This is a genomic window from Leptolyngbya sp. DQ-M1 (assembly GCF_039962505.1).
Classification (GTDB): domain Bacteria; phylum Cyanobacteriota; class Cyanobacteriia; order Leptolyngbyales; family Leptolyngbyaceae; genus Leptolyngbya.
The window spans coordinates 542386-569374 of the sequence record NZ_JAMPLJ010000004.1 but is presented as its reverse complement, the minus strand read 5'-3'; the positions used below and the strand labels follow the sequence as shown (position 1 = coordinate 569374).

Genomic DNA, 26989 nt, shown 5'->3' with positions numbered 1-26989 from the left:
CCTATGCCAATTCTTAGCGTTATTATTCCAACCTATAACCGCTGTGATTCTTTGAAGCGCACCTTGAACGCTCTTGCAAGGCAAACTTTTCCCCTTGAACAAGTGGAAGTCATTGTCGTCGCGGATGGCTGTAGTGATGATACCCTAACGATGCTCGCAACCTATGCTGCGCCTTTTGCGCTGAAAGTGATTGAACAACCAGGACAAGGCGCTGCCGTAGCTAGGAATCAGGGTGCTGCACAGGCTAGTGCAAACTTATTGCTTTTCCTAGATGATGATATTGAAGCAACTGCTTGCCTGCTAGAAGCCCATTTCACAGTACACGATACGCACTCCGAGAAGGTTGTGCTTGGCTACCTCGCTCCAGTTATACATAGTCAATCACGTCTCTTTCGTTCAAAACTGAGAATTTGGTTGGAAGCAATGTTTGAGCCAATGCGCCAACCTGGCTACCGCTATAGTTATCGTAATCTACTGACGGGCAATGTTTCTCTTCGGGCAGACCTATTTAACCGAGTCGGTGGGTTTGATCCAACCTTTAAATGCCACGAGGACTATGAATTAGGAATACGGTTAATTGAAGCGGGCGCTGCCTTCCATTTCTCCGAGGAAGCGATGGGCTATCACCATGAAATGACCGATCTTAACCGGTCACTACGACGCAAATACCAAGAAGGAATCGCCAGTATACAACTCGGACGCAAGTACCCGGAATTCATCGCTACTTTTCCGGTCATGTCTTTGTTTACTCATCCTGAGTCCTGGCTGTACCGCGTTTTGCCTGTTCTAGTGTTTCAGTTTCCACGACTCTGTGACGGTGTAGCAGTGATGCTGCGGTCTTGCTTAAATTTCCTGGAGGGGATTCGCGCTTATGGCTATTGGCAAATGCTGCTCGATCGCTTACTGGGATACTGGTATCTCCGAGGAATGGTGCATGAACTCGGGAATCGATCAGCATTCGCTAAGTTTATCAGATTTGAAGTTGTCGATACTCATGAAGGATTTGAACTGGAGTTGAATTTGCAGGAAGGATTACAAGCTGCAGAAGAACAGTTAGATCGATATCGTCCTGCTAGTGTGAGCATTCGCTATGAAAAGAAATTTATCGCCCAATTTCCTGCAAAGCGAGGATTAGAGCGGCTGCGTGGAAGACACCTCCGTTCTCTCTTGGCAACCACCTCAGGCTATTCCTTAACAATGGCGTTAGCACTAGCTGGAGTGACTCAGCCAGAAATAATGCACCACCTACCTCAACCTGAGCAGTTACAACCGCTTGAGGAGACAATCCGATGAAACAATTTAGCATTTCATTTGCTCATCGTCGGATATTGCAGCGAATTGATGTTTTACGTCAACTCGTCGATCGAGATATGAAAATACTCTATAAGCGATCAATGTTGGGTGTAGCTTGGACACTGATTAATCCTCTACTTCAACTCGTCGTATTTGCGTTTGTTTTTCAGGTTGTTCTTCCATCCAATGTTCTCAAATATGCTTCGTTTACATTTACAGGGCTACTTGTCTGGAATTGGTTTCAAGGCTCATTACTTCAAGCAACAGGTGTTATCATTGCGAATCGTGCCTTAATTCGCCAACCTGGTTTTCCAAGTGCAATTTTGCCAGTCGTAACTACGGCAACAGGGTTAATTCACTTTCTGCTAGCTCTACCAGTTCTATTAGGATTTTTACTGCTTGATGGAGTTCAGATAACACCTGTAGTTTTGCTACTACCTCTTTTGCAAGTCATTCAGTTTTTACTCATCATTTGCTGTGCTTATTTTTTGGCAGCACTAAACGTGACGTTTCGCGATATTCAGCACACGCTTGGTATTGTTCTCACGCTAATTTTTTATCTCACTCCAATCTTCTACGACATCCGGCATTTGCCTTCCAACTACCAGGTGTTTTACAACATGAATCCTATGGTTCACCTTGTCAAGGCATATCGAGCCATCTTAATGGAAGGAACATTTCCAAATCTACAACCCTTGTTCATTCTGACGGTGATTGTTGGACTCGGCTTGCCGATCGGGCTGCGTGTTTTTCGACACCAAAGCGTTCGCTTTGTGGAGGATCTCTAAATGCAGGATGCCATCATTGTCGATAACCTAGGCAAACACTTTAATCGCCATCATGCTGATCGCCCGATGACGCTTATGGAAGCAGCTTTATCGGGCTGGCGACGCATTACTCCCATTGAACAATTTTGGGCGTTGCGAAACGTTAGCTTTACTGTTTCAGATGGAGAAATGCTTGGGATTTTGGGCAGAAATGGGGCGGGTAAATCGACACTACTTCAGCTAATTGGTGGAGTCGGCTCTGCAAGTGAAGGACGTGCCAAAGTCAAGGGGCGTATCGGCGCACTGCTTGATCTGGGAGCAGGATTTCATAGTGACTTAACTGGGCGTGAGAATGTTTTCGTTTGCGGAGTGGTTGCTGGGCTAACCCGCAAAGAGGTTGCCCGCCGGTTTGATGTGATCGTGGCGTTTGCTGAACTCGAAGACTTTATCGATAATCCAGTCCGCACCTACAGTAGTGGAATGCAAATGCGGCTAGCCTTTGCGATCGCAATTCACACTGATCCTGATGTGTTGCTGATCGACGAGTTTCTATCCGTAGGCGATCTGGCATTTCAGACGAAGTGTTTAGCTCGAATCCGTGAGCTCAAATCTCAAGGGTGCGCGATCGTCTACATCTCTCATAGTCCGGATCAGATTGAGAAATTATGCGATCGAGCATTGTGGCTCCAGCAAGGACGCATGGTGGCTTATGGTGAACCGGGAGTCGTTGCAGGACAATACTTAGCAGATATGCAGTCAGAAACTCGCAAGCGCACTCCTTCTCGTCCCGCTCAGTTCACCGAGGCAGGAACAGAACTGCGCGTCAACGAAAACCGTTTTGGGTCTTTGGAAGTTGAGATTACGGCGGTGCGATTGTTGCCTGATTCAGAAATTCGCAGTGGAGACTTGCTTCAAGTTGAAATCGAATATTGGACACCATGCCAGATCGAATCTCCGATTTTTAGCGTTTCAATTCACCTTGAAGATAGTACACTCTGCTGCGATTTCAATACTAAATCTCAGCAACTTTCTATCCCTTACATCGAAGGTCAAGGAAAGTTGTCACTTTCTCTCGATCGATTGGACTTAAACCAAGGACAGTATTTTATCGATGTAGGAGTTTACGAAAAAGACTGGGCATATGCTTACGATTATCATTGGCAAGCCTACCCACTCCTCGTGCAAACCTCGCTCAAGGCTCAGGGAATTTTGCATCCTCCTGCTAATTGGAAGCTTCAAAGCATTCATTCTTCTCATACTCGTTCACCCGGTAAAGTCTTAAGATGAACGGCTCTAATACTTCTGTGATTATTCCTGCTCATAATGCAGCAAACACGATCGCTCACGCTCTAAAATCCTTACAGAATCAATCTTATTCCAACTGGAAAGCGATCGTCGTCGATGACGGATCAACCGATGAAACTTATACGATCGCGGTTCAGCTTGCAGCAGAGGATTCTCGAATTCAGGTAGTGCAGCAATCACAACAAGGCGTCAGCAGCGCTCGCAACACAGGCATTGATCTCGCTAGATCGGCTTGGCTTCTATTTTTGGATGCGGATGATTGGATTGCACCCAATTATCTCGAAGAGATGACCGCCGCGATCGAGTCTGATCCGAGTTTAGATGCGGTTTGCTGTGGTTGGGTTCAAATCACGTTAGAAGGGACTGAAATCTACAGAAGGCAAGCACCAGCGCTGGATAACTTGTTTGAGATTGCATCTGGACGCAGTCCTTTTATTATTCATGCATGCCTAATTCGTCGTGAAGTCGTTCTATCAGTAGGGGGATTTGATGCTTCACGGCAAACTTGTGAAGATTGGGATTTGTGGCAACGCATCGCTCGATCAACGGTACGCTTTGGCGCAGTGAACAAAGTTATGGCTTTCTATCGAATGAGGTCTAACTCGCTCTCTCGACAAAGAATGCAGATGTTCAAAGACGCAATGCAAATCATCGAGCAAGGACACCTTGCCGATCCGCGAGTACCTCATCCTCAGCCCCGATTTCTCAAGGGTCAACCCGCCGAACAATTACCGCTGAAGCAACTCTACTATCTGAGTTGGTTAACAGGAATGTTTCTGGAGCAAGGTGAGAATCCGAAGTCGTTACTCGCATCGATTTCAGCAGACTTGATCACAGACTTAGATGCGGCTGTGATTGCATCCTGTCTCGCGGAAGGGCTACTATCTTCGGCTTGCTATCCGCCAGAAAACAGCTTGAAGCTCTGGTTCCGCGTAGAAAATCGACTGCAGGATTTTTTATTTGCCCTTGAAGAACGAGTTCAGGCATCCGGATTAGCACGTCAAGTTAGAACTGTTTTAGAGCGGTTTGTTGCAGATCAGACTAAAATCACTGAGCCTGTGACGATCGGAGCAACTCATGCTGTCCGAGTTGAGGTAACTCAACAGATTGCAAACATTATAGCTCCAAGTCATGCAGAGCGATTGTACGCTGTGATTGAACTCGAAGAAACCCGACTGGGAACGATCGAACTGCCCATTTACGATTGTCAAGTTGATCGCGCTGTATTAGTGGATGCGATCGCATCCCGATTTTTCTGGGCAATCTTAGGTCGCTTCTTCGAGAATACCTGCTATCGTCATATCCCTAAAGCGCAGCTCGATCGACAAACCTTCCATTTTTTCTGGGCAATCTTAGGCCGCTTCTTCAAGAATACCTGCTATCGTCATATCCCTGAAGCGCAGCTCGATCGACAAACCTTTCATGACCAAAACGGCTGGACAATCTTTCTCCGCGAACTTTGGAATCGACCGAACTGGTCTAGTAGACAGCTTTATGATCCACTGCTTCAGGAAGCATCGACGAAGCGGATTCACGTCACAGAGCCTTGTTACATACTGGAAGTCAGTGCAGAACTTCCAGAGATTGAAACAACCCATTCAGCACTAGAAATTGTGATAACGATCGGCGGCATGGCGATCGGAGCTTTTACGGTTCCAGTTGAGCAAAATTTGATTTCTGCTCAAGCCTTAAGATGTGCGGTGATGCTAGAGGCAGGCGTAGAACTTTGTATTGCGAGTGTTCGTGAGGCACTTGTGGGACGTTCTCTCACAGACGCTATCCCCTTGCAGCAGCGCTTGGCGGAAGCAGCCCAAAGCCGCAAAGCTGCTCAATCTTCTACCTAATTCTTCGCCTCCCAATCGTTTCCTGATTCTAGTCTGGTGATTAGTCATTACCCTGCTGCCATTGCAACCAGTGCTTCGCGACGTGCAAATTTGCCCACAGCAGTTGTCCCTTTGCTGCTGCAAAGCTCTACCGCAAGATTGGCTCCGTCAAATCCTGAGTTGATCGATCGAGTCATCTATGCTCCGGATTTGATTGCACGATCGCACTTTTCCCAGCCACTCAGAACTCCTCAGACTGATCAGAAAAATTTGTCAACCTCTAGCTCATTCAATGCTCGAAATCACTTTGAAACGCTATTTGCCACTCAACCTGATCCCTGGAAATATACCTCCGCATACGAGCAAATCAAGTACGAGCAAACCCTTTCTCTACTGCCGAAAGCCAGGTTTCCACGTGCCTTGGAATTAGCTTGTGCAGAGGGACACTTTACTGTACAACTTGGGTTGCGTGTGCAAGACTTGCTCGCCGCTGACATCTCGCAGGTTGCGATCGATCGAGCCGCAGAGCGATGTACTGGCGCAAAGAACATTCGCTTTATGCGTCTTGATCTGAGCTGTGATCCGATTCCTGGAACCTTTCCTCTGATTATCTGTAGCGAGGTTTTGTACTATCTGAAAGATCGAGAAACGTTACGGGCATTTGCTTACAAGGTTGCTGAGGCATTAGAACCAGAAGGATATTTTCTTCATGCCCACGCGAATCTCGTGGTTGATGAACCCAATCGGGCTGGGTTTAGCTGGGATCATCCCTTTGGTGCCAAGGGCATTGGCGATGCGTTTGCTCAAGTCGAATCGCTTGATCTCGTAAAAGAAATTCACACCCCACTTTACCGGATTCAGCTTTTTCAGCGGCGTTCCCGCATTCAGCTTTTGCCGCGTCGGCTTCCCCAAATTGTTGAACTGCCGCAGCCGACTGCTCCACCCGAGCGAGTTGCTTCGTCGATTCTTTGGCAGGGCGGGCAGCCTTATCGAAACTCATCTACAATCGTGACCGATCGCCTACCCATTTTGATGTATCACCGCATTGCTGCGGTAGGTTCAGCCAAACTAGATCGCTGGCGCGTCACTCCTCAAGACTTTGCGGAGCAACTAAGCTATCTACACGATGCAGGTTACTACAGCATCACTTTGGAAGCGTGGTACCGTGCCACCCTAGCCAACACGCCGTTACCAGGTCGGGCAATTCTGCTGACCTTTGACGATGGCTATGAAGATTTCTTAGAGGCATGGCCGCTACTGAAACAATACGGCTTCTCGGCGACGGTATTTCTCGCTGCCCAAGCGGTGGGTCGATCAAATCTGTGGGATCAAGCCTACTCGGAAGCAGTGCCATTATTGGGGTGGCAGCAGATCAGACAGCTTCAGGCAGAAGGAGTAGAATTTGGGTCGCATTCTTTCAGCCATCGTCCACTGACAGCGCTTTCTTCGACTGAGATTGTTGAGGAAGGATTGAGATCGCGTTCCATCTTAGAGCAGCAGTTAGGTAGACCGATTCGAGCGTTTGCTTATCCTTATGGCGATGTCGATCCAGTCGTTCAACATCTAATTGGAGCTTGTGGGTATACCTTTGGGTTATCTTGCAGCACTGGATTTGCTAGGTTTCAAGATTCCTTGATGGCGTTACCTCGAATTGAGATAGCAGGTTCAGACACTCTAAAAAGCTTCATCACAAAAATCTCTTCTATCACCCCCTAAAACAGTTTGAAGTAATGTTGTCATGAATGCAGAGTCATTCTGCCTTCACCCTCAACGATCGTTCATCGGGCTAACCGCGAGACTGTCGCAACTAACTCAGCCGGATTAATAGGCTTCGATAAGTGCTTTTGAAACCCAGCATTTAACACTTGACGTTCATTTGCTTCCCCCGCGTAAGCAGTTAGCGCGATCGCACGCACTTGAGAAGCCGGAGCAGGTAGTTGAGTGCGGATCGATTCAATCAGCATATATCCATCGATCTCTGGCATCCCGATATCGCTGACGAGCAAATCCGGCTGAATGTGTAGAATCGATCGCAGCACTTCGCTTGCCGAGGATAATGCCACGATTTCGGCACCGGCTTGCTCCAGCACAAAGGCAACAAAATCACGCGAATCAGGCTCATCGTCTACGACCACGATCTTTAACCCGCTCAGCGAAGCTTCGTCATCTGTTAACCGTGCATCATCAGGGTTAGTGTCTAACTGCATTGATTGCTTCAGGAGCGGCAACCGCACCATAAACGTAGCGCCTTGATCTTCACCTGCACTTTCGACCCTGACTGTCCCGCCATGTAATTCGACCAGTTGCCGCACGATCGCGAGTCCTAACCCTAATCCCCCGAACTTGCGCGTCGTCGCTCCGTCCTCTTGGCGAAAGTATTCAAACACATACGGTAGAAACTCTGGATGAATGCCTTTTCCGGTGTCTCGTACCTGCATTTGAGCGTGCGTTCCAAGCTGCTGTAACTCGATCTCGACTTGTCCCCCTTCCGGCGTGAACTTAATCGCGTTGGTCAGCAAGTTCCAGACCACTTGCTGAAGACGAGCCGAATCCCCCAGCACTTGCCCCACCTTCAAATCTAGATGCGTTTGAATCTGAATTGATTTGGCTTCTGCCGCTAGCCGCACAGTTTCCAGCGCTGCACGAATGATCACCGCGAGATCGATCGGTACCGGATTGAGCTTGAGTTTGCCTTGAAGAATCCGGGAAACATCGAGCAGATCTTCAATCAGTTGGACTTGTAGCTGGGCGTTGCGCTCGATCGTCTCCAGGGCATGAGCCGTTCTTTCAGCATCTAAACGACCTTTGCGAAGCAGACTTGACCAGCCGAGAATCGGATTGAGCGGAGAGCGTAATTCATGCGATAACACCGCCAAGAACTCGTCTTTGATGCGGTTAGCGGTTTCCGCTTGCTGCCGCGCCCCTTGCTCACTCACTAGAAGCTGTTCACGTTCCGCTTCCGCTTGCTTTTGTTTGGTAATGTCGCGTGACACAACTAACAGTTGCGAAACCTGTCCGGCTGGATTTCGCACCGCAGAAACGATCACATCCCACCATCTCGCCTGACCTTTTCTGGTTGGGCAATAGCCGTTAAACTGTCCCACGTTGCCCGCTTGAGCTACCTCGATCGCAGTGCTTGCCTTTTGTTGGTCTTCGCCTTGCCAAAAGGTGAGCCAATCTTTACCCAGAACCGACTCAGGCTGACCAATCTCAAGAAGCTGCAAGCTGCCTTTATTTAAGTACAAGATTCGCCCATCTAAGCCTAGAACTTTGATGCAGTCATGCGTGCTCTCTAAAATTCGCTGCTTTAACTCTTCACTTTCTCGCAGGTCTGCTTCGGCTTGTTTGCGTTCCGCTTCGCGGCGCTTGGCGGTGGTAATATCGGACAGAATGAGAACCGCACCGGTAAACTTTCCCTGCGAATTGAAGATTGGATCAACGGTTTTGGCAAGCCAGCGTCCTTCTGCCTGAAGCTCTGTGACTTGACGCTGATGTGTTTCTCTAGCCAGACGAAAGCAGGCACCGTCACCGACTCCCAGTTCTGCCTGCATCAGTTCATAATGAAGACAGCCAGCAATCTCTTCAGCAGACTTACAAAAAAGCTGGCTCATCGCTCGATTACAGCGCAGAGATCTGCCTTCCGAGTCTAATAAACACACGCCATCATTGATTGCATCGAACGTCGTTTGCCATTCTCGTGCTAGAGTAAAGGCTGATTCTTCAGCGCGACGAACTCGCAGCAGCGATCGCACCGTCGCTAACAGTTCGATCGGTTCCACGGGCTGAACGAGGTAGCCATCGGCACCGCTATCGAGTCCTTCGGCTTTATCTTGACTTTTGACAAAACTGGCTGAGAGATGCAGCACCGGAATAAAGGCAGTTTCGGGATTTGACTTAATCTGGCGACAGACTTCAAAGCCGTTGACATCGGGTAGCTTCACATCCAGAATCACAAGCGCGGGCTGATAATCCACGATCGCCTGGAGTCCTGCGGCTCCGGTTTCTGCTTCGACCACGGTGTACCCTGCCTCTTGCAGAACTCGCGTCACGATGTAACGAGTCGTTTCGTTGTCGTCGATATGCAAAATCGTGACTCGTGACTCAATCATGACCTCTCCCTTAAGTATCTAGAACCAGTCTGGCTTTGATCAGTGCCTCTCGAAGTTGGGAGGATGCTGCTTGGGCAATCGTTTCTTTAGAAACAATTGCGATCCCCTGCTTGGTTAAACTGCTCTGCGTTTCCGCATCCAATTGAATAGATGAATGGATGATAACAGGAATCAATTGAGCAGTGGGACTTTGCTGGAGCCGATCAAGGACATCAAGTCCGCTCATATCCGGCAGTTCCAGATCAAGCAGAATTGCGTCTGGCGATTCGAGAGTTGCCAATGCAATGCCTTCTTGTCCACTTACAGCTTCTAAAACTTGCAGTGGAGTATCAGACAATAGTTGCTTTATCACATATTGATGAGATGAATCATCGTCAATCAGGAGCAGTTTTTGAGTTCTGCCTCGATTAATCAACCGATTTAGCTTATTCAGCATCGGCAATCTATCTACAGGCTTAATCAAGAATTCATCGGCTCCAAGCGCAAGAGCCTGCTTCTCGTTATCAACCACAGTCGCGACGATGACGGGAATCTTGCAGGTGGCACTATCGCCTTTAATTTCTTTGAGAAACGTCCAGCCGTTTTGCCTTTCAAGTAAAATATCCAGCACGATCGCGGCGGGTTGAATCTGCTGTAGGACAGATCTCGCTTGCTCTAGAGAACGGGCTGTAACTAGCTGATAGCTTGAATCTTGCAGGTGCTTTTCATAAATAAACAGCGTTTCGGTGTGGTCTTCGATCGCGAGAATCGGCAGTCGAGCGGGTTGGAGCGGCGCGATCGTTTGCAGTGAAGAGGTGAGTTCGGTAGTGTGGGGATAAACGATCGGGATCGAAGCTGAGAAGGTTGAGCCTTTTCCCAGTTCACTGATTAGTGAAACACTGCCTCCTAATAGCTCTGTCAGCTTTCGGGTAAGCGGCAGTCCGAGTCCTGTTCCTTTGGTTTGCTTTTGCAGATCAGACCCGATTTGCACAAAATCTTCAAAAATCCGCTCTTGGTCGTCTGGAGCAATACCGATCCCAGTATCCGCAACAGAAAAAGTAATCGTTTGACCCGTTTGCGCTGCTGTCACTCGCACTTCCCCTCGATCGGTGAACTTGAGCGCATTCGAGACAAAATTCCTCAGAATTTGGGCGACTTTTCCTTCATCGCTATGGAGCGGCGGTAATCCAATCGGTTCTTCAAAAGTCAGCGCCACAGAGCTATTTTGCACCAGCAAGGGGCGCAACATTCCCCGCATCGTGCCAAACAAGTCGCTAACCTCAAATGTACTGGGATGGACTTCGACTTTTCCAGCTTCTACCTTTGCTAGATCCAGTAGATCGTTGACTAGAACAGATAATCCGTCTGCCGCCTTTTGGATAAAGGTCACTTGTTTTGCTTGCTCTGAGGTTAAGTCTCCGTCTAAGTGGTTAAGCAGTATCCGAGACAACGAGAGGATCGAATTTAACGGTGTCCGAAACTCATGACTCATATTCGAGAGAAAGCGGGTTTTGAGTTCGTTTGCCTGTTGGAGAGAGTCCGCCTTTTCATCGAGTTCGGCATATAGAGCTAGGACACCGCGATTGGTATCTTCTAACTCTCGGTTAAGTTGAATCAGTTCTTCTTCACGCTGGCGCAGTTCTGCCATCGCTTGCAGCAGTTCTTGATTTTGGCGCTGAATCTCTTCGTAAGGATTCTGGGGCGATCGCTTGATCATCTCGTCCCGAATCTGCTGCAATTGCGCTTCAGTCAGCAGCGTTGATCGCTTCGGCAGCGCTTTGCCCATGACGATCGTAGTCCCGGTGGGCTGCGATTCTATCTCAAAGCGCTCCATCAATCGGCGCGTACCCAGGATGCCAAGCCCCATTCCTGTTTGGGAGGTGTAGCGTCCTGCCAACACTTCTGCAAGATGCGGAATGCCCTGACCCTGATCCCAAATCCGAATCAAAAAGGTCTGAGGATTTCCATCTAGATAGAATTCAACGGTTCCGCCCCCGGCATATTGAAACGCATTGCGGCTAATTTCTGAAACTGCCGTTGCCAGTCGTGTTTGATCTTGCGGATCAAATCCTAAGCGATCGGCAAGTTCGCGGGTTCGTTGCCGCGCCTGTACGACATCTTGTTCGTAGTGAACTCTGAGCGTGAATAAAACAACCCTCATCGTGCTTCTCTTGCCACCAGTACGGTCACGTCATCTCGATCGCGGTTAAAGTCTCGATACAATACCCCCGCGATCAGACTGGGATGTTTTTGGCGCAATCCAGGATAACGATCGAGCCTCCACTGCGTTGCCAATCCGTCAGAGTGCATAATCAACAATCCGTTCGGATACCAGGGATGCGTAAACTCCTGAATTTTGCGGACTTCATGCCCAACCGTGCCATTGTGAGACACCAGATTGTGATGATCCGTAAACGAAGAGATGCTGGTCGCAATGTTACCGATGCCTGCGTAGTGAACTGATCGCTGGTCAAAATTAATTTCCGTGATCGCTAATACCGCGCCGCGTGTACTTCGCAAAGCTTGATGTGCCGCTTCGACGATTTCATGGGGCGATCGCTGATAATTTTCCTCTAAAGTTCTGACGGCGGCTGAAGAAGCACTCGCCGCCGCAGACCCATGCCCTAACCCGTCTGCCACTAGTAATACACTACGATGCGGGTGAATTTGACTTGCCCAAGCATCTCCAGAAACTTCCTCGCCTCGCTTCGGTAAACAGACCGCTCCGATTTCTAATAGGATCTTGGGTGAATGGGAAAGCGGCTCTGACCAAAGTTGCATCAGGATTGCGGTTCCAGAGCCAGGAATCGAATAAATTTCAAACAAATTAGAAAGGCGACGAACCGCGCCCAATCCATTGCCTGCGGTTCCAGCCGTCGAAAAGCCATCTTGTAAGCACTGATTCACATCGATCATGCCTGGCCCTTGATCGAGGGCTAAAACCTCAATGCCGATCGCGGGCTCTTGGATTGCCCGCAGCAGCATCACTCCTCCCTGAGCATGCTGTAGCAGATTGTTCGCAACCTCGGTCACGACAATCCCGACTCTACCGCGCTCGATCTCTTTGAACCCGAAACGAGTTGCCAAGTTCAGCGCTGCCCGTCGCGCTTCTCCTATTTGACTTGACTCAGTGATTGCAATGGCGATCGATTCTCTCATGCCCTATTCTGACGCATTCCGAATCAAATCATCGCTATTTCCACCGAACGATCGTCACCCGCGTTCCTTGTCCGATCGCAGATTCAATCACAAACTCATTCGCCAATCGTTTAGCGCCACCCAATCCCATTCCTAATCCGCTCCCCGTGGTAAATCCATCTTTGAGCGCTAGTTCAATATCCGGAATGCCCGAACCTTGATCTTCAAAAGTGAGCCGGAGTCCTCTGCGTCCTCCTGCCTCCAGCGTTTCTAGCTTCATCAGTCCGCCACCGCCATAATCTAGGGTGTTGCGGGCAAGTTCACTGGCGGCGGTGACAATTTTGGTTTGATCTACTAAGCCGAACCCAATCGCGATCGCGGACTGGCGCACGGCTTGTCGGACTAAAATCACGTCTGTAGAAGATGCAATCGGTACCGTTTCAATCTTTTCCATCGTCGTGTACACTCCGCCCACGCTCGACGATTGGAGGTTTGGCAGGTTCGCTCAGCGACGATCGCAGCAGTGCCATACCTTTTTCTAGGTTTAACGCAGTCCGAATTCCGGTGAGCGATAATCCCAACTCTACCAGAGTAATTGCCACGGCGGGCTGCATTCCAACGACGACGGTTTCGGCATCCAGCACCCGCGCCATTCTCGCAATGTTGCCTAAAACCCTGCCGATAAAAGAATCAACAATCTCTAAGGCAGAGATATCAATCAGAACCCCGTGCGCCGAAGTTTCGGAGATACGGTTCGTTAAGTCATCCTGTAGCGTCAGGGCTAAACGATCGTGCATATCGACCTGGATTGTGACCAAGAGAAAGTTGCCCATTTGCAGGATAGGAATGTGTTCCATGCGGTTTCTCCTATTTCGCCTGAGTGCGGACGATCGTCGCTCCCACTCGCGTCAGTGCCACTCGAAACGCATCGGCTAACGTGGCTTTTGTGATCACATTAGTTAAATCGATGCCGAGATACACGATCGTTTGAGCAATTTGAGGACGAATGCCGCTGATAATACAGTCTGCCCCCATTAATCGAGCCGCAGTCACAGTTTTGAGCAAGTGTTGAGCGGTGAGGGTATCGACAGTCGGAACCCCAGTAATATCGATAATCGCAACTTCTGATCCAGTCTCCACGATCGCTTGTAGCAGGGATTCCATCACCGTCTGAGTCCGAGCGCTATCAAGCGTTCCAATAACCGGCAGAGCGAGAATCCCGTCCCAAAGTTTTACAACGGGCGTAGAAAGCTCAAGCAACTCTTCCTGCTGGCGCTGAATCACTTTTTCCCGCGACTTTTGATACGCTTCCATCGCCAGTAATCCGAGTTGATCCAGCAAAGTGGTGGCTTGCCAAATTTCCTCACTTAATGCAGCGGAATCTTTGAGATGCTGACGCATTCGATCGAACAGGGGTTGCTTGAACGAAAACACAAACATCGCCGTTTCAGTTGGCGTAAAGCCTTTTTGAGATCGCGATCGTGCCACGCTTTCCACCATTTCCCGCACGTCGCGCCACTCTGAAGCTTGAAGATTTGTCAGATTATTGTGCTGAGCAGCGCTCCGAAGCACATTGAGAAATTCGCGGCATTCCTCTTGCATTTCTGCTTCTTTGATTAGCCCCCCGCGATTGTTCGCGATCGCCAGTTCTCGACTCCACTCTGCCAGTAAGTCTGCTTCATAGGCTTCAAGAATTTCCGGGATCGTACTGCGACTCGTCATATCCATGGGAGCATCTTCTCATAGTCCAAGCTTTAGTGTAGGACTGCTTCAACTCATCGAGATGGAGTGAACCATTTTTCATAAGGTTTCATTGTGATCCAGCCTGTACAAAGTCACGGGCGATTGGGTGAATCGAGACAGCTTAAATACAAGCCCTCAGACCGCAATCTATAAATTTAGACAACGGATAAAACCTGCTCGGCAGCGATCGCGCTCAACACTCAGGTTGATCAACACTTAGAAAGATAACCGTTGCAGCAACCTTCCCTTCCCCGGTGGATGCAGTGTTGTCAAGTACGCCCTAAATTGAGCAATAAGCTTACTCTGCTCGTTAAGCAAGATGCGTTGTGTAGACCTTTATGACAAACCTTGCCCCTCTGCATCAAACCGCGCATCTCGATCTGACCAAACTCTTTCAGCGAGCCGCGATCGCCAGTAGCGCGATCGTGTTCTGCATCGGTTTGAGTGTCGTCATGGGATGGCAACTGCACATACCCTTACTGATGGGCAGCTTTGCCGATGACCTTGCCCCCATGGGCATCCAGAGCGCGATCGTGTTTATGATCGCCGCCCTGTCGTTGGGTTGCTTAAAATGGCGACCTCGGCATCAAGTCACGCAACGGATTTCGCAAATATTGGCGATCGTCGTGATTGCTTTCGGGCTTTTGAGCTTAAGCACAAGCCTCTCAAACTGGCAGCTTGATCAACACTGGATGCTGCCTTTTGTAAACTTCCAACTTAGTAACAGCATTCGTCCAACGGCGGTTAGCACTGGACTAAACTTTGCCCTAATTGGCAGTGCGCTATTGTCTTCGAGTCGAACCGATCGCACCTGGCAGCGTGTCGCTCAAGTGCTCACCTTGGCTGTCGCACTCATCGCAGTCAATGCACTCGTCAACAATGTGCATCCGATCGGCTTACCCCCGTTGTATCCCGCCCCAAAAATGGCATTGACAACCGCACTCACGTTTCTGATTCTGGGTGCAGGAATTCAGGCATTGCACCTGGATGAAGCCGTGATGCAAGTGATCCAAATCAGCGAGGGATCAAGCGAAGTCATGGTGTGTCAACTGTTGCAAGCCGCGATCGCGCTGGCAATTCTCGAAGCGTTTGTCACACTCTGGGGACAACCCCAAACCCCAGAAGATACGATTTTCAATTTGTCGTTGCTGACGCTAAAAACGGCTGTCATCTTTACCTTGCTGATCGGCTGGAGTATTTCGCTTTTAACCCGCATTCGGCAAGATTATCAGCAAGCGGAGGCGGTCGTCGAAGACCGGGAAGTCTGGCTAGAAATGGCACAGGAGGCGGCTCATTTAGGGTGCTGGGATTGGAATGTGCACCAGGATTTGCTGCAATGGTGCGATCAGCAAAGAAAACTCTTTGGTATTGCTGCTGAAGTGCTTAGTGGAACGCGTGAGACATTTTTATTGCGCGTTCACCCAGACGATCGATCGCGAGTGCAGCACCATCTAAATCAAACGATCGAGGCACAACAGAACTATTACGATGAGTTTCGGATTGTTTGGGCGGATCAGAGTGTGCATTGGATCGCCTCGAAAGGACGGTGTTTCTACAACGAAACCGGACAAGCCATTCGCATGAGTGGAGTCAGTTTTGAGATTACAGAATATCGCCAGATGCAGGAGGAGCGAGATCGATTACTTCAGCTTGAACAAGCTGCCCGAACCAAAGCCGAAGCCGCCAACCGCACGAAAGACGAGTTTCTAACCATTTTGTCGCACGAGATCCGGACTCCGCTGAATTCTGTGTTGGGCTGGATTCGCTTGTTTCGGTCTCGATCGCTCAATCCTGAGATGGTGGCACGCGGCATGGATGCGCTCGAACGCAATGCAGAAGCACAGGCGCAAATCTTGGAAGATATGCTAGACATGGCGCGGGTCGTGCAGGGTAGACTCCAGCTGCAAATGTCGCCAACCGATGTCAGCACTGTAATTACAGCCGTTATTGATACCATTCGTCCGGCGGCTCAAGCGAAACGCATTCATATTCACACTCAGCTCGATCCGACAGTCGATCGACTCATCTGCGATCCCAATCGACTGCGCCAGATCGTGTGGAATTTGATGTGCAACGCGGTGAAGTTTACGCCGCCTGAAGGCAAGATAGAAGTGACCTTGATGCGAGTAGATCAGTTCATTCACATTCAGATTAGCGACACTGGAAGAGGAATTGATCCAAACTTTTTGCCGTATGTCTTCGATCGCTTTCGTCAAGAGGACAGTACGCTGACTCGAAGTTACGGCGGATTGGGGCTAGGGTTAGCATTAGTGCGCTATCTGGCTGAGCTACATGGAGGAACGGTTGAAGCAACAAGCCCAGGCATCGATCAGGGTGCGACCTTTACGCTGAAGTTGCCCTGCGGTTAGAGCAACATCGAAGCCGCAGCTAATCTGATTAATACCGGGGCTTTCTCTTAAACTGTCGATGCTTTGCCAGCGCCTTGCGCTTCCGTTTTTCGATCGGCGTTTCAAAAAAGCGATGTTTTCTCATGTCTGGGAAAATGCCCGCTTTAGAAACCTCGCGCTTAAATCGACGTAGGGTTGACTCAATTCCTTCATTCTCACCCGGAATAACTTGGGTCATCTAATGTCCTCACTAATATTGAACAAATGCCGATAAAAAAGGCTACTCACGATTAAGTAGCCTCTTACCAGTCTTAACTTTGAGCATTCAGAGCACTACTCACGCACAGCACAAGCACACTCTTTAAACTGGTTCAGCTCCGGGGCTTAGTAACGCCGAGAGAATCCGCCTCTACCGCCCGAATCACCTCTTTCTTCGCGAGGTTTAGCTTTATTGACCTTGAGATCACGACCCATCCACTCAGCTCCGTCAAGAGCCTCGATCGCTGCCGCTTCCTCGTCATCGCTTGACATTTCGACAAAGCCGAACCCGCGTAAGCGTCCCGTTTCTCGATCGGTGGGGAGTTGAATTCGCTTGACTGTTCCGAACTCAGCGAAAATTTGTGCAAGATTGTCTTGCACGACTTCGTAGGACAGATTACCCACGTAAATTGACATAAAACATTGCTCCAAAATGGATGTAGAGAGATTTAGATTCGGAGCAACACTTAACGTAATGGAAAGGAATTACACAGCCGAAGAAAGTCTCTTGAATCTACAACATAACACAATCTTGAGCAGCGATCGCCATAACTTGGGCATATCTCGAAAAGTTTGATTAAGCGTAACAAAAGGGAAATCAGTACAGTTCGTACTTCATCAACTGACACGGCAGCGCTCCGTTATACACCGGGAATCTTTGCGCCGATCTTAGTCCGATCGATTGAGAGAGTTCCTTATTTCCACTCAATACAAATGCTGTCCACCCTTTGAATTGCTGCTTCAGCACATCACCTAAACGCTTGTAAAAGGCGCTCAAGTCAGTCTCTCGTCCCAATCTTTCTCCATACGGGGGATTGCAGAATAACACTCCACTGTTTGCGGGAGCAGCAACTTCCGATAAGTCGAGTGTCGCGAAATAAACGTGATTTGAGACTCCACAGTGAGTTGCGTTGACGATCGCTTGCTCGATCACTGCGGGATCGCGATCGCTCCCCCAAATTGGTGCAGGAAGCTGCTCTCGCTGACTCGCTTCTGCGGCTTGAATTAAGTCCTCTAATAAGGTCAAATCTGCATCCAGCCAAGTTTCAAACCCAAACCGCTCCCGAAATAATCCTGGGGCAACATTTAATGCCTTTAAACTGGCTTCTAAGGGTAATGTCCCCGACCCGCAGAGGGGATCATAAAAAACCTGCTCCGGTTGCCAGCCAGAGAGTTGAATTAGCGCTGCTGCCAAGGATTCCTTGAGCGGTGCGGAGCCGACGGCTGGACGATAGCCTCGACGATGTAAGCTCTCACCCGAACTATCGAGGCTTACGGTGCAGTGATTTTGATCAAGATGCACATTAATCTGAAGATCCGGGGCTTGAAGTTCAACATTAGAGCGATCGCCCAATCTGTCTTGCTGCTGATCTACGATCGCGTTCTTAACTTGAAGGGCTGTGAAATGCGTGTGATTAAGCTGTTTAGTTTTACCCGTGGCATTCACGGCTAAGGTCATATCCGGAGTGAGATACAGCGACCAGTCGATCGATTGCACACCCTGATAGAGATCTTCTGCATCCTGGCAGGGAAATTCATGCAGCTTCATCAGGATGCGAAACGGTAGTCGCGCCCAAAGATTGACGCGATACAGGAGCGCCAGATCCCCTGTGAATGCGACTCCACAAAATCCTGGCTTGATCGCGATCGCACCTAATTGCTCTAATTCTTGTGCTGCAAGCGTTTCTAGTCCTCGCGCAACAGTCGCAAAATACTGATTCATGAGTGAATGCGATCTAGAACCTGATTCAAGCTTAGCTGTAATTCGGGAAAGACTTTTGATGTGATCGCTTGCTCTCCCCGAAATTGTCTCACTTCATACTCTCCGGCTTCATTGAGTTGATACACCGAAAACGTGGGCTGTTTGGGTGAACCAATATACCGTTTTCCTCCTAATCCCAAGTAATCACAGACCCAATACTCCTCAATTCCCAAAGCTTCGTAGTCCTCTAGCTTTAAGGCATAGTCATCACTCCAGTTCGTACCTGTCACTTCAATGATCAACTTTGCCGATTTGCCCTGAGTGATTGTTGATTCTTTTTCCCATCGTGGGTCATCTCCTAGCGTTTGTTCATTCAAAACGATGACATCTGGCTCATATCCAGACTCATCACACTTAACAACACATTCCTTTGGCACAAAGTAAGGCAATTTTAAGCGTTCAATCTCATTCCCCAGTCGCAGCGCAATGTACCCGCACACCTTCGAGTGCTTACCGGTAGGCTTTGGCATTTCAATGATTTCTCCACTATGCAACTCATAACGATGCTCTGAGTGTTCGGGATACCAAGCGATAAACTCATCAAACGTGATTTGTTTGGGAAGAGATTGAACCATCGGAATTACCTCACTGGGACTGTAATTGGGCATCTAGTGCTTTGGCAATACGATCGCGTGCCTCCTCTAAGTGTGCTTTGGTGTAAACTTCCTTCTCACTGACTCGACCGAGCGCACGATCGATAGACCGTCGAAGTTGTCTCAGTTCATACCGCGCAACCGTCCGAGCATCTTCGGGAACTGGCGCTTGTCGCAACAACATCGAAATCATTGCCTCCATGTATTGTCGTTGTAGGGCACGACGCAAGCCAGAGAGCTTGAGATTATCCTGTGGCTTAATCACATCGCCCCAAATGCTCGACTGGAGACTATCAAACAACTCAGGAATTGTTAATCCCTGTCCGGCTTGGGTTTTAAGCTCAGAATCTCGCAGACGAGCTAAGCGATCGTAATCCAGCAGCGAATACAGTACAACACTTTGCAGAAATAGAATATTGTCATGAATCGGATAGTCTAGGTTTGGGGTCGGATCTGCACCCCAATGCGCCCAGCGCGACGGAGCTAATTTGTTGAGAAAGTCCGGTGAGAAGCGGAACGGGTCTTCGCTAAACACATACTTCTCGATCAGGGCTAAGGCTTGGCGCTGTTGCTCGATCGGCACTGGTTCAAACGGCAATCTTCCTTTGGCATCTCCCGCCTTGAATCGATTGAAATACTGTCCTCCAATGTACTCGCTCAAGAAAGTCGAATACTGGAAGTAGTATTCAAACACCGCATTAAAAGCCACTCTGACTTCATTAAAGCCATCGCCCTCGAATGGATAACGCTGGTCAACGCGATTCCACATCTGGCGAGCATTGTTCAATTGCCACTGAGCGTAAGTCAGGAGATCACCGCTCATGTCGAACACATTGATTTTAGGGTCGAGATAAGTCAGGTCTTCATCCGTCGCGTAGGTCAGTTCGGGAGCAGGAGCGCGTTGAGCAATTTTATCTAACTCACGCTTTTCCGCGAGTGGAATAATTGCAGTGATCGGTTTGTATCCGTATTCGATCGCCCATTCGTCGTAGGGGCCAACTGTATGAGTGAAATAATCACCTTGCTTGGTTCCTTGGGGTGCAAGATTGACTGGAGCATATTCCATCACTGATCCAACCAAGCCCTTAGATCGAGTAATCGCAGTATTGTTCAGTTCTTCAGGTTTGAGCATTGAACTCGCGCGGAAGTTGTGCCGTAAACCGAGCGTATGTCCAACTTCATGAGCAATTAAGCTCCGCATAAACTCTTGAGCAAACGCTTTCATTTCGGGACTGCTTGGCAAAGTATTTTGCATCAGTGCCAGCGAGAGATTTCCAACTGCGTATTGTTTAGCCGTATCTACACCAAAGCAAAGGTCTTGGTAGTTGCCTAAGTGGGAACCAAATCGGAGCCGCGCTGTGTTTTTCTTTTCGTCAGCTTTGGCTTGTTTACGAAGCGAATGGGCTGCCATGCCATAGTTACAAAGGTTGGCATTACCTGTAAGCTGTGCGGCAAAGGGAGCCGATCGCATCTGATTTTGTTCAACGATCGTGCGATAGTCCTCTTTCACCGCTCTGGTAAAGTCAGCGGAAACAATGATGTCTGCATCGAGAATTTCGCCTGTGAGTGGATTAACGCGAGAAGGCCCCATTGCAAAGATGGCATCATTGGTATTGAACCAGCGAATAGTGTTATATCGAACATCCGCCGGGTCCCAATCCGCTTTATCCGGCATCTGTTTGACCTCGATCGCATCTTTGAAGCCAATTTTTTCAAAGGCACGATTCCACATCAAAACGCCATCTCGAACTGCATCGCGATACTCTAACGGGACACTGTTTTCAATCCAGAAAACGATCGGCTTTTTGGGTTTAGAGAGCGGTGCAGCGGGGTCTTGTTTTTGTAAGTTCCAGCGATTGATGTAGCGAACAAACGGTCGTCTAGCGTTGTCGTTGGTGTAGTCTTTGTAAGCGGTGATGAAATAGCCGATGCGATCGTCTGCAAGTCTTGGACGGTAATCGCTGTTCTCAGGCAGTTGAGACAAGCTGTAGCGCACCTTTAGGGTAAATGCCCGACTATCTGGCAGGGTTTCGATATAGGTGGGAAGGCTTTCATCGTTGCCGCTACCGATAAAGCCAAACACTGTCTCAACTTCGATATTTTGTGGGAAAGCTTTTACTCTATCAAAGTACGAATTTTCTATATCTGGGCTGTAGTCGCCGCCGAGTGATTTTCCAAGAACGGGTAACAATCCTGGTAAGTCTGATAACAATAAGGGATTGAGTTCGACAAGAAAGCTCTTGCGCTCTGAATGAATACTACGGATTGGCAAAGTTTCTAAAATCGAATCACTGAACGATCGCTGGATCGATCGCTGAATCGGTAATCCCTGTTCTGAGCGGAAATAGATATTTGGGACAACAAATTGAATGGAGTCTTTGTTCCGTCGGAGTGTGAAGAGAAAGTCTCCGATCGGTAAACCACTATAGATTCCACGCTCCCCGACCCCGGATTCCAGCGTCATTGCCGCAAAGAAATTACGCTCTAGCTGATTCGGCATAATTTCTGCGAATAGCTTACCGCTCTTTTCGTTGCGATATAGCGTAAAAAGCCCTTTCAGCGGTGTGGCATCTTTGACCACTTCATCAAAGGGGCGAAGTTGCGATCGATCCACTTCAGTTCTAGATCTTTGGGCTGATCGGGGGGATTCAGCGACTCCAGGTAACACCCAGTTGATGCTCACAGGCAACATCACTAGCATAAACCCCAACAGGAAAGCCAGGAATCGCGATACTCGTTTCATTCTATTGTTCTACTCAGTGAGATTGCGGGTAATCGGTACTATGAAGGCAGTGGATCGATACTAGCTTGCAGACAGAAGAGTGAATAAAATTTCAGACATTCTTAATTTGTGGATCAAGTGTACACGCATTGTCTGAAGTTAGCGTGACATTTTGATTTCAAGCGCGATCGTGAATCAACAGAATTGCCCAAATTGCCATTGCTCTGAGGTAATGACTGGCGCGAAATGTTCCGGCTGCTGTAATCGCTTCGGGTGTCCTAAATTGCAGTCCGTGATTGTAGATTTGTTGCACGACTGATTCAGTGAGTGTCCAAGCTTGTGGTTTCATTTCCATTTGCATCAAAAACGCTGCTAACCCAAAGTTGATGCCTGTCCAAACTTCAAGCGGATGGGTTGCGTTTGGATTTTCCGGAGATCCATCCGGGCGAACTCCATTTGCCGCACCGATTTTAACGCCCATCTTTTCGCTGAACTTCACAAAGCAAGCGTCATAAACGGTTTGCAGTGCGGAGTGAGCGCAGTCGATCGGAACAATATCCGGCAAGTTCAACAATTTTGCATAGAACTGTCCGCAGAGTTGATCCGCCATCACCACATCTGAGCCGCTACCACTATCTAAGCGGTAGTAAGTTCCATTCCAGAGCGTGTCTTGATAAATTTTGCGGGATTGTGTGAGCCAAGATTGATACAGTTCCACAGGTCGATCGAGAATGTTTCCAATGGCGATCGCGCTTTCTAATGCTGCAATCCACAATCCGCCACAGTAAGCACTGACACCCTGTAATCGCCAGTCATCAAAGGTTTGATCCGGTGCGCCTGAGTTTTCAGGAATGCCATCCTCGTCTAGATCAAACCGCTTGAGATACTGTAAGGTTTCGACGATCGCGTCCCAACATTCCTCTAGAAATTCCGTATCAGTTGCACCCGTTAATAGATAATCCCGATACACTTGCAAGACAAAATCTGAGCCAAGATCTTTCCATAAGTTGCAGTCTTGGTAGGCGGTATAGTTCGTTTTCTCCCAAACGTGCTCATTTGGTGCGCCTAAATCATGTGGCGTTGCACCTTTGACTTTGCGGAGTGCCATCGGACTTTCGGCACCGATCGTATAGTAGTAACCAATCACGCGGGTTCGATCGTCTTGTTGGGGAATCGCGCGGGCGAACGATCGCATCACCGCTTTTTCTAGCTCTGCCCACAGCATCAACAATCCAAACGAACCATACAATCGCACGTCTAAGCTTTCATACCAGCGATAATCAATGCACTCTAGCACTGCGAATTGTCCAACTGGATCGCGCTCATCGGCTGCGCTCCACAATGTTCCACCCTGAGTTAAATCATAGAGCTCATTGAACAATGCCATCTTGAACCAATCCGGTAGATCAGTTCGATCGAGAATTGGAGCTTGCCAAGCTTGAATCTTTTCTTGCCACGATCGATGATGTTTCAATGCAGTTCGAGCAATTGACCAGGCGTTCTGCCCATTGCGACCAAAGAAATCTGTGTAACGCCGAAAATATTCCACACCTTCAGCAAATTCTGTAACTGGAAGATCCCAGCTTAAAACAAAGGGAATTTGCAGCGTTTGACCGGGTTTTAGGGTGAACCGAACGGCGATCGCGCTACCAATTCGCTCACCCGCTGAAGGCGTTTCATCGTCTCGATCACTCAATGATCCATCCCGCGAAAAGCTCTCCCACAGTTCAGAACCATCTTCAGGATTCCATCGCGTGTGATAAAACACTTCCCACAAATAAGGATTGATCGATGTTGCGATCGCCCATTGTCCGTCGCCTTCTTTCGGTTGATCAACATTGCGAGACATGACGATCGCTAATTGATGTTCATTGCCCGTAAGTTGATTAAAGTTTCCAGCACTCTCGCGCAATCGGGGCTGATACTCATACACCGGACTCCCATCATCTCTGAGGCGAATTTCCGGCGATTTGAGCGCATTGGTGAACCAGCCGACCATATTCTCCCAGGTCAGCATAATGCTCAGGGTAATCGGCTGATCGGTGGGATTGTGTGCTGTCCATTGGAACACCGCAACCGGATAGCTCGTTTCTTGATAGTTGTTCGCAACGATCGGCGAGAATTGCTCACAGATTAACTGTGCTTGGAACACATTCTCATACTTAAACCAGCTACGCGGATACAGTGCTGCATAAGTTCCAGATTGTTCGGGATACGATCGCCAACTCCCCAATGTCTGATCGGTCGTCAGCGCATAAGCTTGGGATTGTTCACCCACTTGCTCAAACACACTAAACTGACAAGCAGGCATCGATTCAAACAGATGCTCACCGCCATCAACGTGCCACAGATTAAAATCGCCCCTCGACGATCGCCCAACACACCCCGCTCCAAATCCCCCTAGCGGCGCACCATGCCAAGCCCCATCATCTAAATTACTGGGATAGCGCACTGTGTAAGGCTTTTCCCACCCTTGCCCGATCGAGCGCTGCCAAGCACAAGCGGGAATTTGAACGAAATTCGATTGAGTCATCGTTAAGTTTGGCGAACGCGTAGCGCGGTGCAAGCATCGGCAATGCCCAATATACTACGATCGAACAACGTCGCCCGCCGAATCCTATGACCGAAATTCCTACCTTAGCCGATTTAGCCTTCATTCCCTACGTTGATGAGAATGGTCAACTGCCCGAACAATTTCAAGGGAAAGTCGGCATTTATGCCATTTTTGATCAATCTCAAACGCTAAAATTTATTGGCTTTTCGCGGGATGTTTTTCTCAGCTTAAGACAGCATTTAGTTCGATGCCTTTCTGAGTGCTACTGGATCAAAGTGCAGACCTTCGATCGACCCAACCGCACGCTTCTCGAAACAATTCGCACGGCTTGGATTGAAGAGGATCATTTATCGATCGACAACGAAGCCAAATGGACAGAACCAATCCAGGTCAAGTCTTTGATGACTGACCAAGAGCGATCGACCTACGAAAGTGCGATCGATGAATTCACACAGGGAAAAGCACTAAAGAACGTTGCTCGCCGCATCGAAGCTGAGATCATGGCTCAACTGAAAGCGCGAAATGTTCAAACAGAAATCCGATTCAATCCAAAACTCAAGGAAGAAGGCTTACTCGACCTGAAATAGCAGCATTGAAAATTTTTGAGTACAAGAGCCCTCTACATTGCAAAAAATTGCAACTCTCAAAGTCCCCCACGAGTGGGGGATTTAGGGGGCAACCCAACGCTACAAACGCAGCCCCCAATCCTTCCTACTTCCGCTCCGGATGAGCAGAAATCTCTGGCGGTGGATTCCCTAGCATATTAATCGCTGCAATCAGTTGATACAGCTTGCCTAAATCCCGCTGATTAAAGTTCATCATCAAGCGCGGTAAAGCATAAGTCTCATCTTTAGCCTCTTGTGGAAGCGGTTTCGTCTTCTCGATCCGACCTGTGACGAGAATATCCCTGAACCGATCGTTCAACTCATCCACCGCCGCATCACTCAACTCCGTCTTCAATCGCAGCACTAGCTGGCTGCCAACATAACGACTGGAGTGATACACCTGATAGAAATTAGAGATCGCCGCACAAGCCACATCAATATCATCGGTAATCGTGAACAGGCTCGGATCATCCGCGCTAATCAAGCCGCGCTTCAGCAACTGCTTATCAATGTACTCCGTCCAATCGTCCCAATATTTGCCGCCCGGCTTATCCACCAGCACCAGTGGCACCGGAGCCGATTTCCCGGTCTGCGTCAGCGTCAAACATTCAAACGCCTCATCTTGAGTCCCAAACCCACCCGGAAACAGCGCTAACGCATCGCTTTCCTTCAGAAAGAACACTTTACGCGTGAAAAAATACTTAAACGGAATCAGCTTTGGATCGCCTTGAATAAATTGATTTGCACCTTGCTCAAACGGCAACTGAATATTTAAGCCAAACGATTTTTCTGCTCCTGCGCCCTCGTTGCCCGCTTCCATAATGCCGCCGCCCGCACCCGTGATCACCATGTATCCCTGCTGCGTCACACATTGGGCAAACTCTTTTGCAAGCTGATACTCCTCAGTATTCGGCTTAATTCGAGCAGAACCAAAAATCGCAATCTTCCGCACATGACGATACGGGTAGAACACAGTAAACGCCCGCTCCATATCTTGCAGCGACGCATTCAAAATCTTCCAGTCCAGCCGATCGATCTCATCACCCGACATTCGCGCAATCAGGTTCAGCGCTTGGGCAATTAACGCCCCGTGCTGCATATTCGGGAGATGATCGAGTAGGTCGTTCAGCGTCGATCGCAACGGCTCGACATTTAACATCGATGGGGACGGTTGGGACGGGTCAACAGGCATGAGCGATTCCTCACAAGGGCATTCTATTTTAACGAGATTGGGCAGAATGCGATGCCCTCATCAATACTGAAAAACGCCCCAGACTTTTACTCCGGAGCGTTCTCAGCACTGTGACAAATGAGTTTAGCAAATGAGACGAATCCAGGGACGTAACCTTAAAGAAGATGCTTGTCAAGTGTGCTTGCAAGCGTCGTTTTCGGGACAGCACCGACGACCATATCCACCCGCTGACCGCCCTTGAAAATCATCAGCGTGGGAATGCTGCGAATTCCAAATCTGCTAGCAACTTGGGGATTTTCATCCGTGTTGACTTTGACCACTTTGACTTTGCCTTCGTATTGCTCTGCAATCTCATCGACTACAGGTGCAACCATTCGACAGGGACCACACCAGGGTGCCCAGAAGTCTACCAGGACCGGGACCTCACTCTGAATCACTTCCTGGTCAAAAGAAGAATCGGTAACTTGTGCGGTTGCTGACATTCCTGAAAATCCTTGCCTTTGTTTCATTTGACGAAATTCTAACATAGCAAAAACGACAGGACGTATTCTCAGCCCAGACATAATTAGATACAAATCGGTGGCTCGTTCGGTTGAGAAATCTCTAAAACTTGAGAAATCTCTAAGAGAAATGGGGAGTAGGAAGTTAGGAAAAACTGAAATGATTAGCCCTGCTTCCGCTCCTCATTTCCCTACTTCTCGCTTTAAAAACAAGGAACCGCCTAAACCGAAGTCCAGGCGGAGTGTGGTGTGAGGAGTGAACGGAAACTTGCGTCTCCGCTTCCTCTATTCTAAACGA

General features: G+C 48.8%; 21 protein-coding genes. 7 read left to right on the top strand and 14 right to left on the bottom strand.

The features are described 5' to 3' along the window. Positions 1 to 3 precede the first annotated feature (3 nt). Genes NC981_RS15975 through NC981_RS15955 form a run of 5 tightly spaced genes read left to right on the top strand, consistent with a single transcriptional unit; the run spans position 4 to position 6904 of the window. Positions 4 to 1293, top strand: a complete 1290-nt coding sequence (locus tag NC981_RS15975) for a glycosyltransferase family 2 protein (RefSeq protein ID WP_348243852.1) — start codon at positions 4 to 6, stop codon at positions 1291 to 1293. After that, the gene (locus NC981_RS15970) at positions 1290 to 2081 is read left to right on the top strand and encodes an ABC transporter permease (RefSeq protein WP_348243851.1); all 792 of its coding nucleotides are present in this window, start codon (positions 1290 to 1292) and stop codon (positions 2079 to 2081) included. Before NC981_RS15975 ends, NC981_RS15970 begins: the two co-directional genes overlap by 4 nt. Further along, positions 2082 to 3347, top strand: a complete 1266-nt coding sequence (locus NC981_RS15965) for an ABC transporter ATP-binding protein (protein ID WP_348243850.1) — start codon at positions 2082 to 2084, stop codon at positions 3345 to 3347. It abuts the gene before it with no gap. Beyond that, positions 3344 to 5209, top strand: coding sequence for a glycosyltransferase family A protein (locus NC981_RS15960; protein WP_348243849.1), 1866 nt, complete (start codon positions 3344 to 3346; stop codon positions 5207 to 5209). The genes NC981_RS15965 and NC981_RS15960 overlap by 4 nt, the downstream gene beginning before the upstream one ends. 36 nt (positions 5210 to 5245) lie before the next feature. Then, positions 5246 to 6904, top strand: coding sequence for a polysaccharide deacetylase family protein (locus tag NC981_RS15955; protein WP_348243848.1), 1659 nt, complete (start codon positions 5246 to 5248; stop codon positions 6902 to 6904). Positions 6905 to 6966: 62 nt separating this feature from the next. On the opposite strand, the gene NC981_RS15950 is transcribed toward NC981_RS15955, so the two are convergent. Genes NC981_RS15950 through NC981_RS15925 form a run of 6 tightly spaced genes read right to left on the bottom strand, consistent with a single transcriptional unit; the run spans position 6967 to position 14142 of the window. Beyond that, positions 6967 to 9297, bottom strand: coding sequence for a response regulator (locus NC981_RS15950; RefSeq protein WP_348243847.1), 2331 nt, complete (start codon positions 9295 to 9297; stop codon positions 6967 to 6969). Positions 9298 to 9307: 10 nt separating this feature from the next. Then, positions 9308 to 11437: an ATP-binding protein gene (locus NC981_RS15945; protein ID WP_348243846.1), complete on the bottom strand. Its 2130-nt coding sequence runs from the start codon at positions 11435 to 11437 to the stop codon at positions 9308 to 9310. Next, a complete protein-coding gene (locus NC981_RS15940; protein ID WP_348243845.1) occupies positions 11434 to 12435 on the bottom strand; it encodes an ATP-binding SpoIIE family protein phosphatase in 1002 nt (333 codons plus the stop codon). The genes NC981_RS15945 and NC981_RS15940 overlap by 4 nt, the downstream gene beginning before the upstream one ends. A 34-nt stretch (positions 12436 to 12469) precedes the next feature. Beyond that, the gene (locus tag NC981_RS15935; RefSeq protein WP_348243844.1) at positions 12470 to 12868 is read right to left on the bottom strand and encodes an anti-sigma regulatory factor; all 399 of its coding nucleotides are present in this window, start codon (positions 12866 to 12868) and stop codon (positions 12470 to 12472) included. Continuing rightward, entirely contained in the window at positions 12855 to 13271 is a 417-nt protein-coding gene (locus NC981_RS15930) for an STAS domain-containing protein (protein ID WP_348243843.1), read from the bottom strand. Before NC981_RS15930 ends, NC981_RS15935 begins: the two co-directional genes overlap by 14 nt. A gap of 10 nt (positions 13272 to 13281) precedes the next feature. Continuing rightward, entirely contained in the window at positions 13282 to 14142 is an 861-nt protein-coding gene (locus NC981_RS15925) for an STAS domain-containing protein (RefSeq protein WP_348243842.1), read from the bottom strand. Between the two features lie 353 nt (positions 14143 to 14495). Here NC981_RS15925 and NC981_RS15920 point away from each other — a divergent pair, with 353 nt between their 5' ends. After that, a complete protein-coding gene (locus NC981_RS15920) occupies positions 14496 to 16526 on the top strand; it encodes a PAS domain-containing sensor histidine kinase (protein WP_348243841.1) in 2031 nt (676 codons plus the stop codon). A gap of 28 nt (positions 16527 to 16554) precedes the next feature. On the opposite strand, the gene rpsU is transcribed toward NC981_RS15920, so the two are convergent. The 6 genes from rpsU to NC981_RS15890 form a co-directional block, all read right to left on the bottom strand. Continuing rightward, a complete protein-coding gene (rpsU, locus tag NC981_RS15915; protein ID WP_190377912.1) occupies positions 16555 to 16743 on the bottom strand; it encodes a 30S ribosomal protein S21 in 189 nt (62 codons plus the stop codon). Positions 16744 to 16889: 146 nt separating this feature from the next. After that, positions 16890 to 17180, bottom strand: coding sequence for an RNA-binding protein (locus NC981_RS15910; RefSeq protein WP_348243840.1), 291 nt, complete (start codon positions 17178 to 17180; stop codon positions 16890 to 16892). A 181-nt stretch (positions 17181 to 17361) separates the two neighbouring features. Further along, complete coding sequence (locus tag NC981_RS15905; RefSeq protein WP_348243839.1) at positions 17362 to 18486, bottom strand: THUMP domain-containing protein; 1125 nt, start codon at positions 18484 to 18486, stop codon at positions 17362 to 17364. Continuing rightward, on the bottom strand, positions 18483 to 19100 hold the full coding sequence (locus NC981_RS15900) for a Uma2 family endonuclease (RefSeq protein WP_348243838.1): 618 nt from the start codon (positions 19098 to 19100) through the stop codon (positions 18483 to 18485). Before NC981_RS15900 ends, NC981_RS15905 begins: the two co-directional genes overlap by 4 nt. A 10-nt stretch (positions 19101 to 19110) precedes the next feature. Beyond that, the gene (locus NC981_RS15895; RefSeq protein ID WP_348243837.1) at positions 19111 to 21861 is read right to left on the bottom strand and encodes a zinc-dependent metalloprotease; all 2751 of its coding nucleotides are present in this window, start codon (positions 21859 to 21861) and stop codon (positions 19111 to 19113) included. A gap of 157 nt (positions 21862 to 22018) precedes the next feature. Continuing rightward, on the bottom strand, positions 22019 to 24373 hold the full coding sequence (locus NC981_RS15890; protein ID WP_348243836.1) for a GH116 family glycosyl hydrolase: 2355 nt from the start codon (positions 24371 to 24373) through the stop codon (positions 22019 to 22021). A gap of 86 nt (positions 24374 to 24459) precedes the next feature. On the opposite strand from NC981_RS15890, the gene NC981_RS15885 reads away from it, so the two are divergent. Beyond that, a complete protein-coding gene (locus tag NC981_RS15885; RefSeq protein ID WP_348243835.1) occupies positions 24460 to 24981 on the top strand; it encodes a GIY-YIG nuclease family protein in 522 nt (173 codons plus the stop codon). Positions 24982 to 25105: 124 nt separating this feature from the next. Here the strand turns inward: NC981_RS15885 and NC981_RS15880 are convergent, their stop codons facing one another. Next, complete coding sequence (locus NC981_RS15880; protein WP_348243834.1) at positions 25106 to 26191, bottom strand: LOG family protein; 1086 nt, start codon at positions 26189 to 26191, stop codon at positions 25106 to 25108. Between the two features lie 155 nt (positions 26192 to 26346). Next, positions 26347 to 26718 carry a thioredoxin gene (gene trxA, locus NC981_RS15875; protein ID WP_348243833.1) on the bottom strand — a complete coding sequence of 124 codons (372 nt, stop codon included), beginning with the start codon at positions 26716 to 26718 and terminating at the stop codon, positions 26347 to 26349. Positions 26719 to 26989 lie beyond the last annotated feature (271 nt).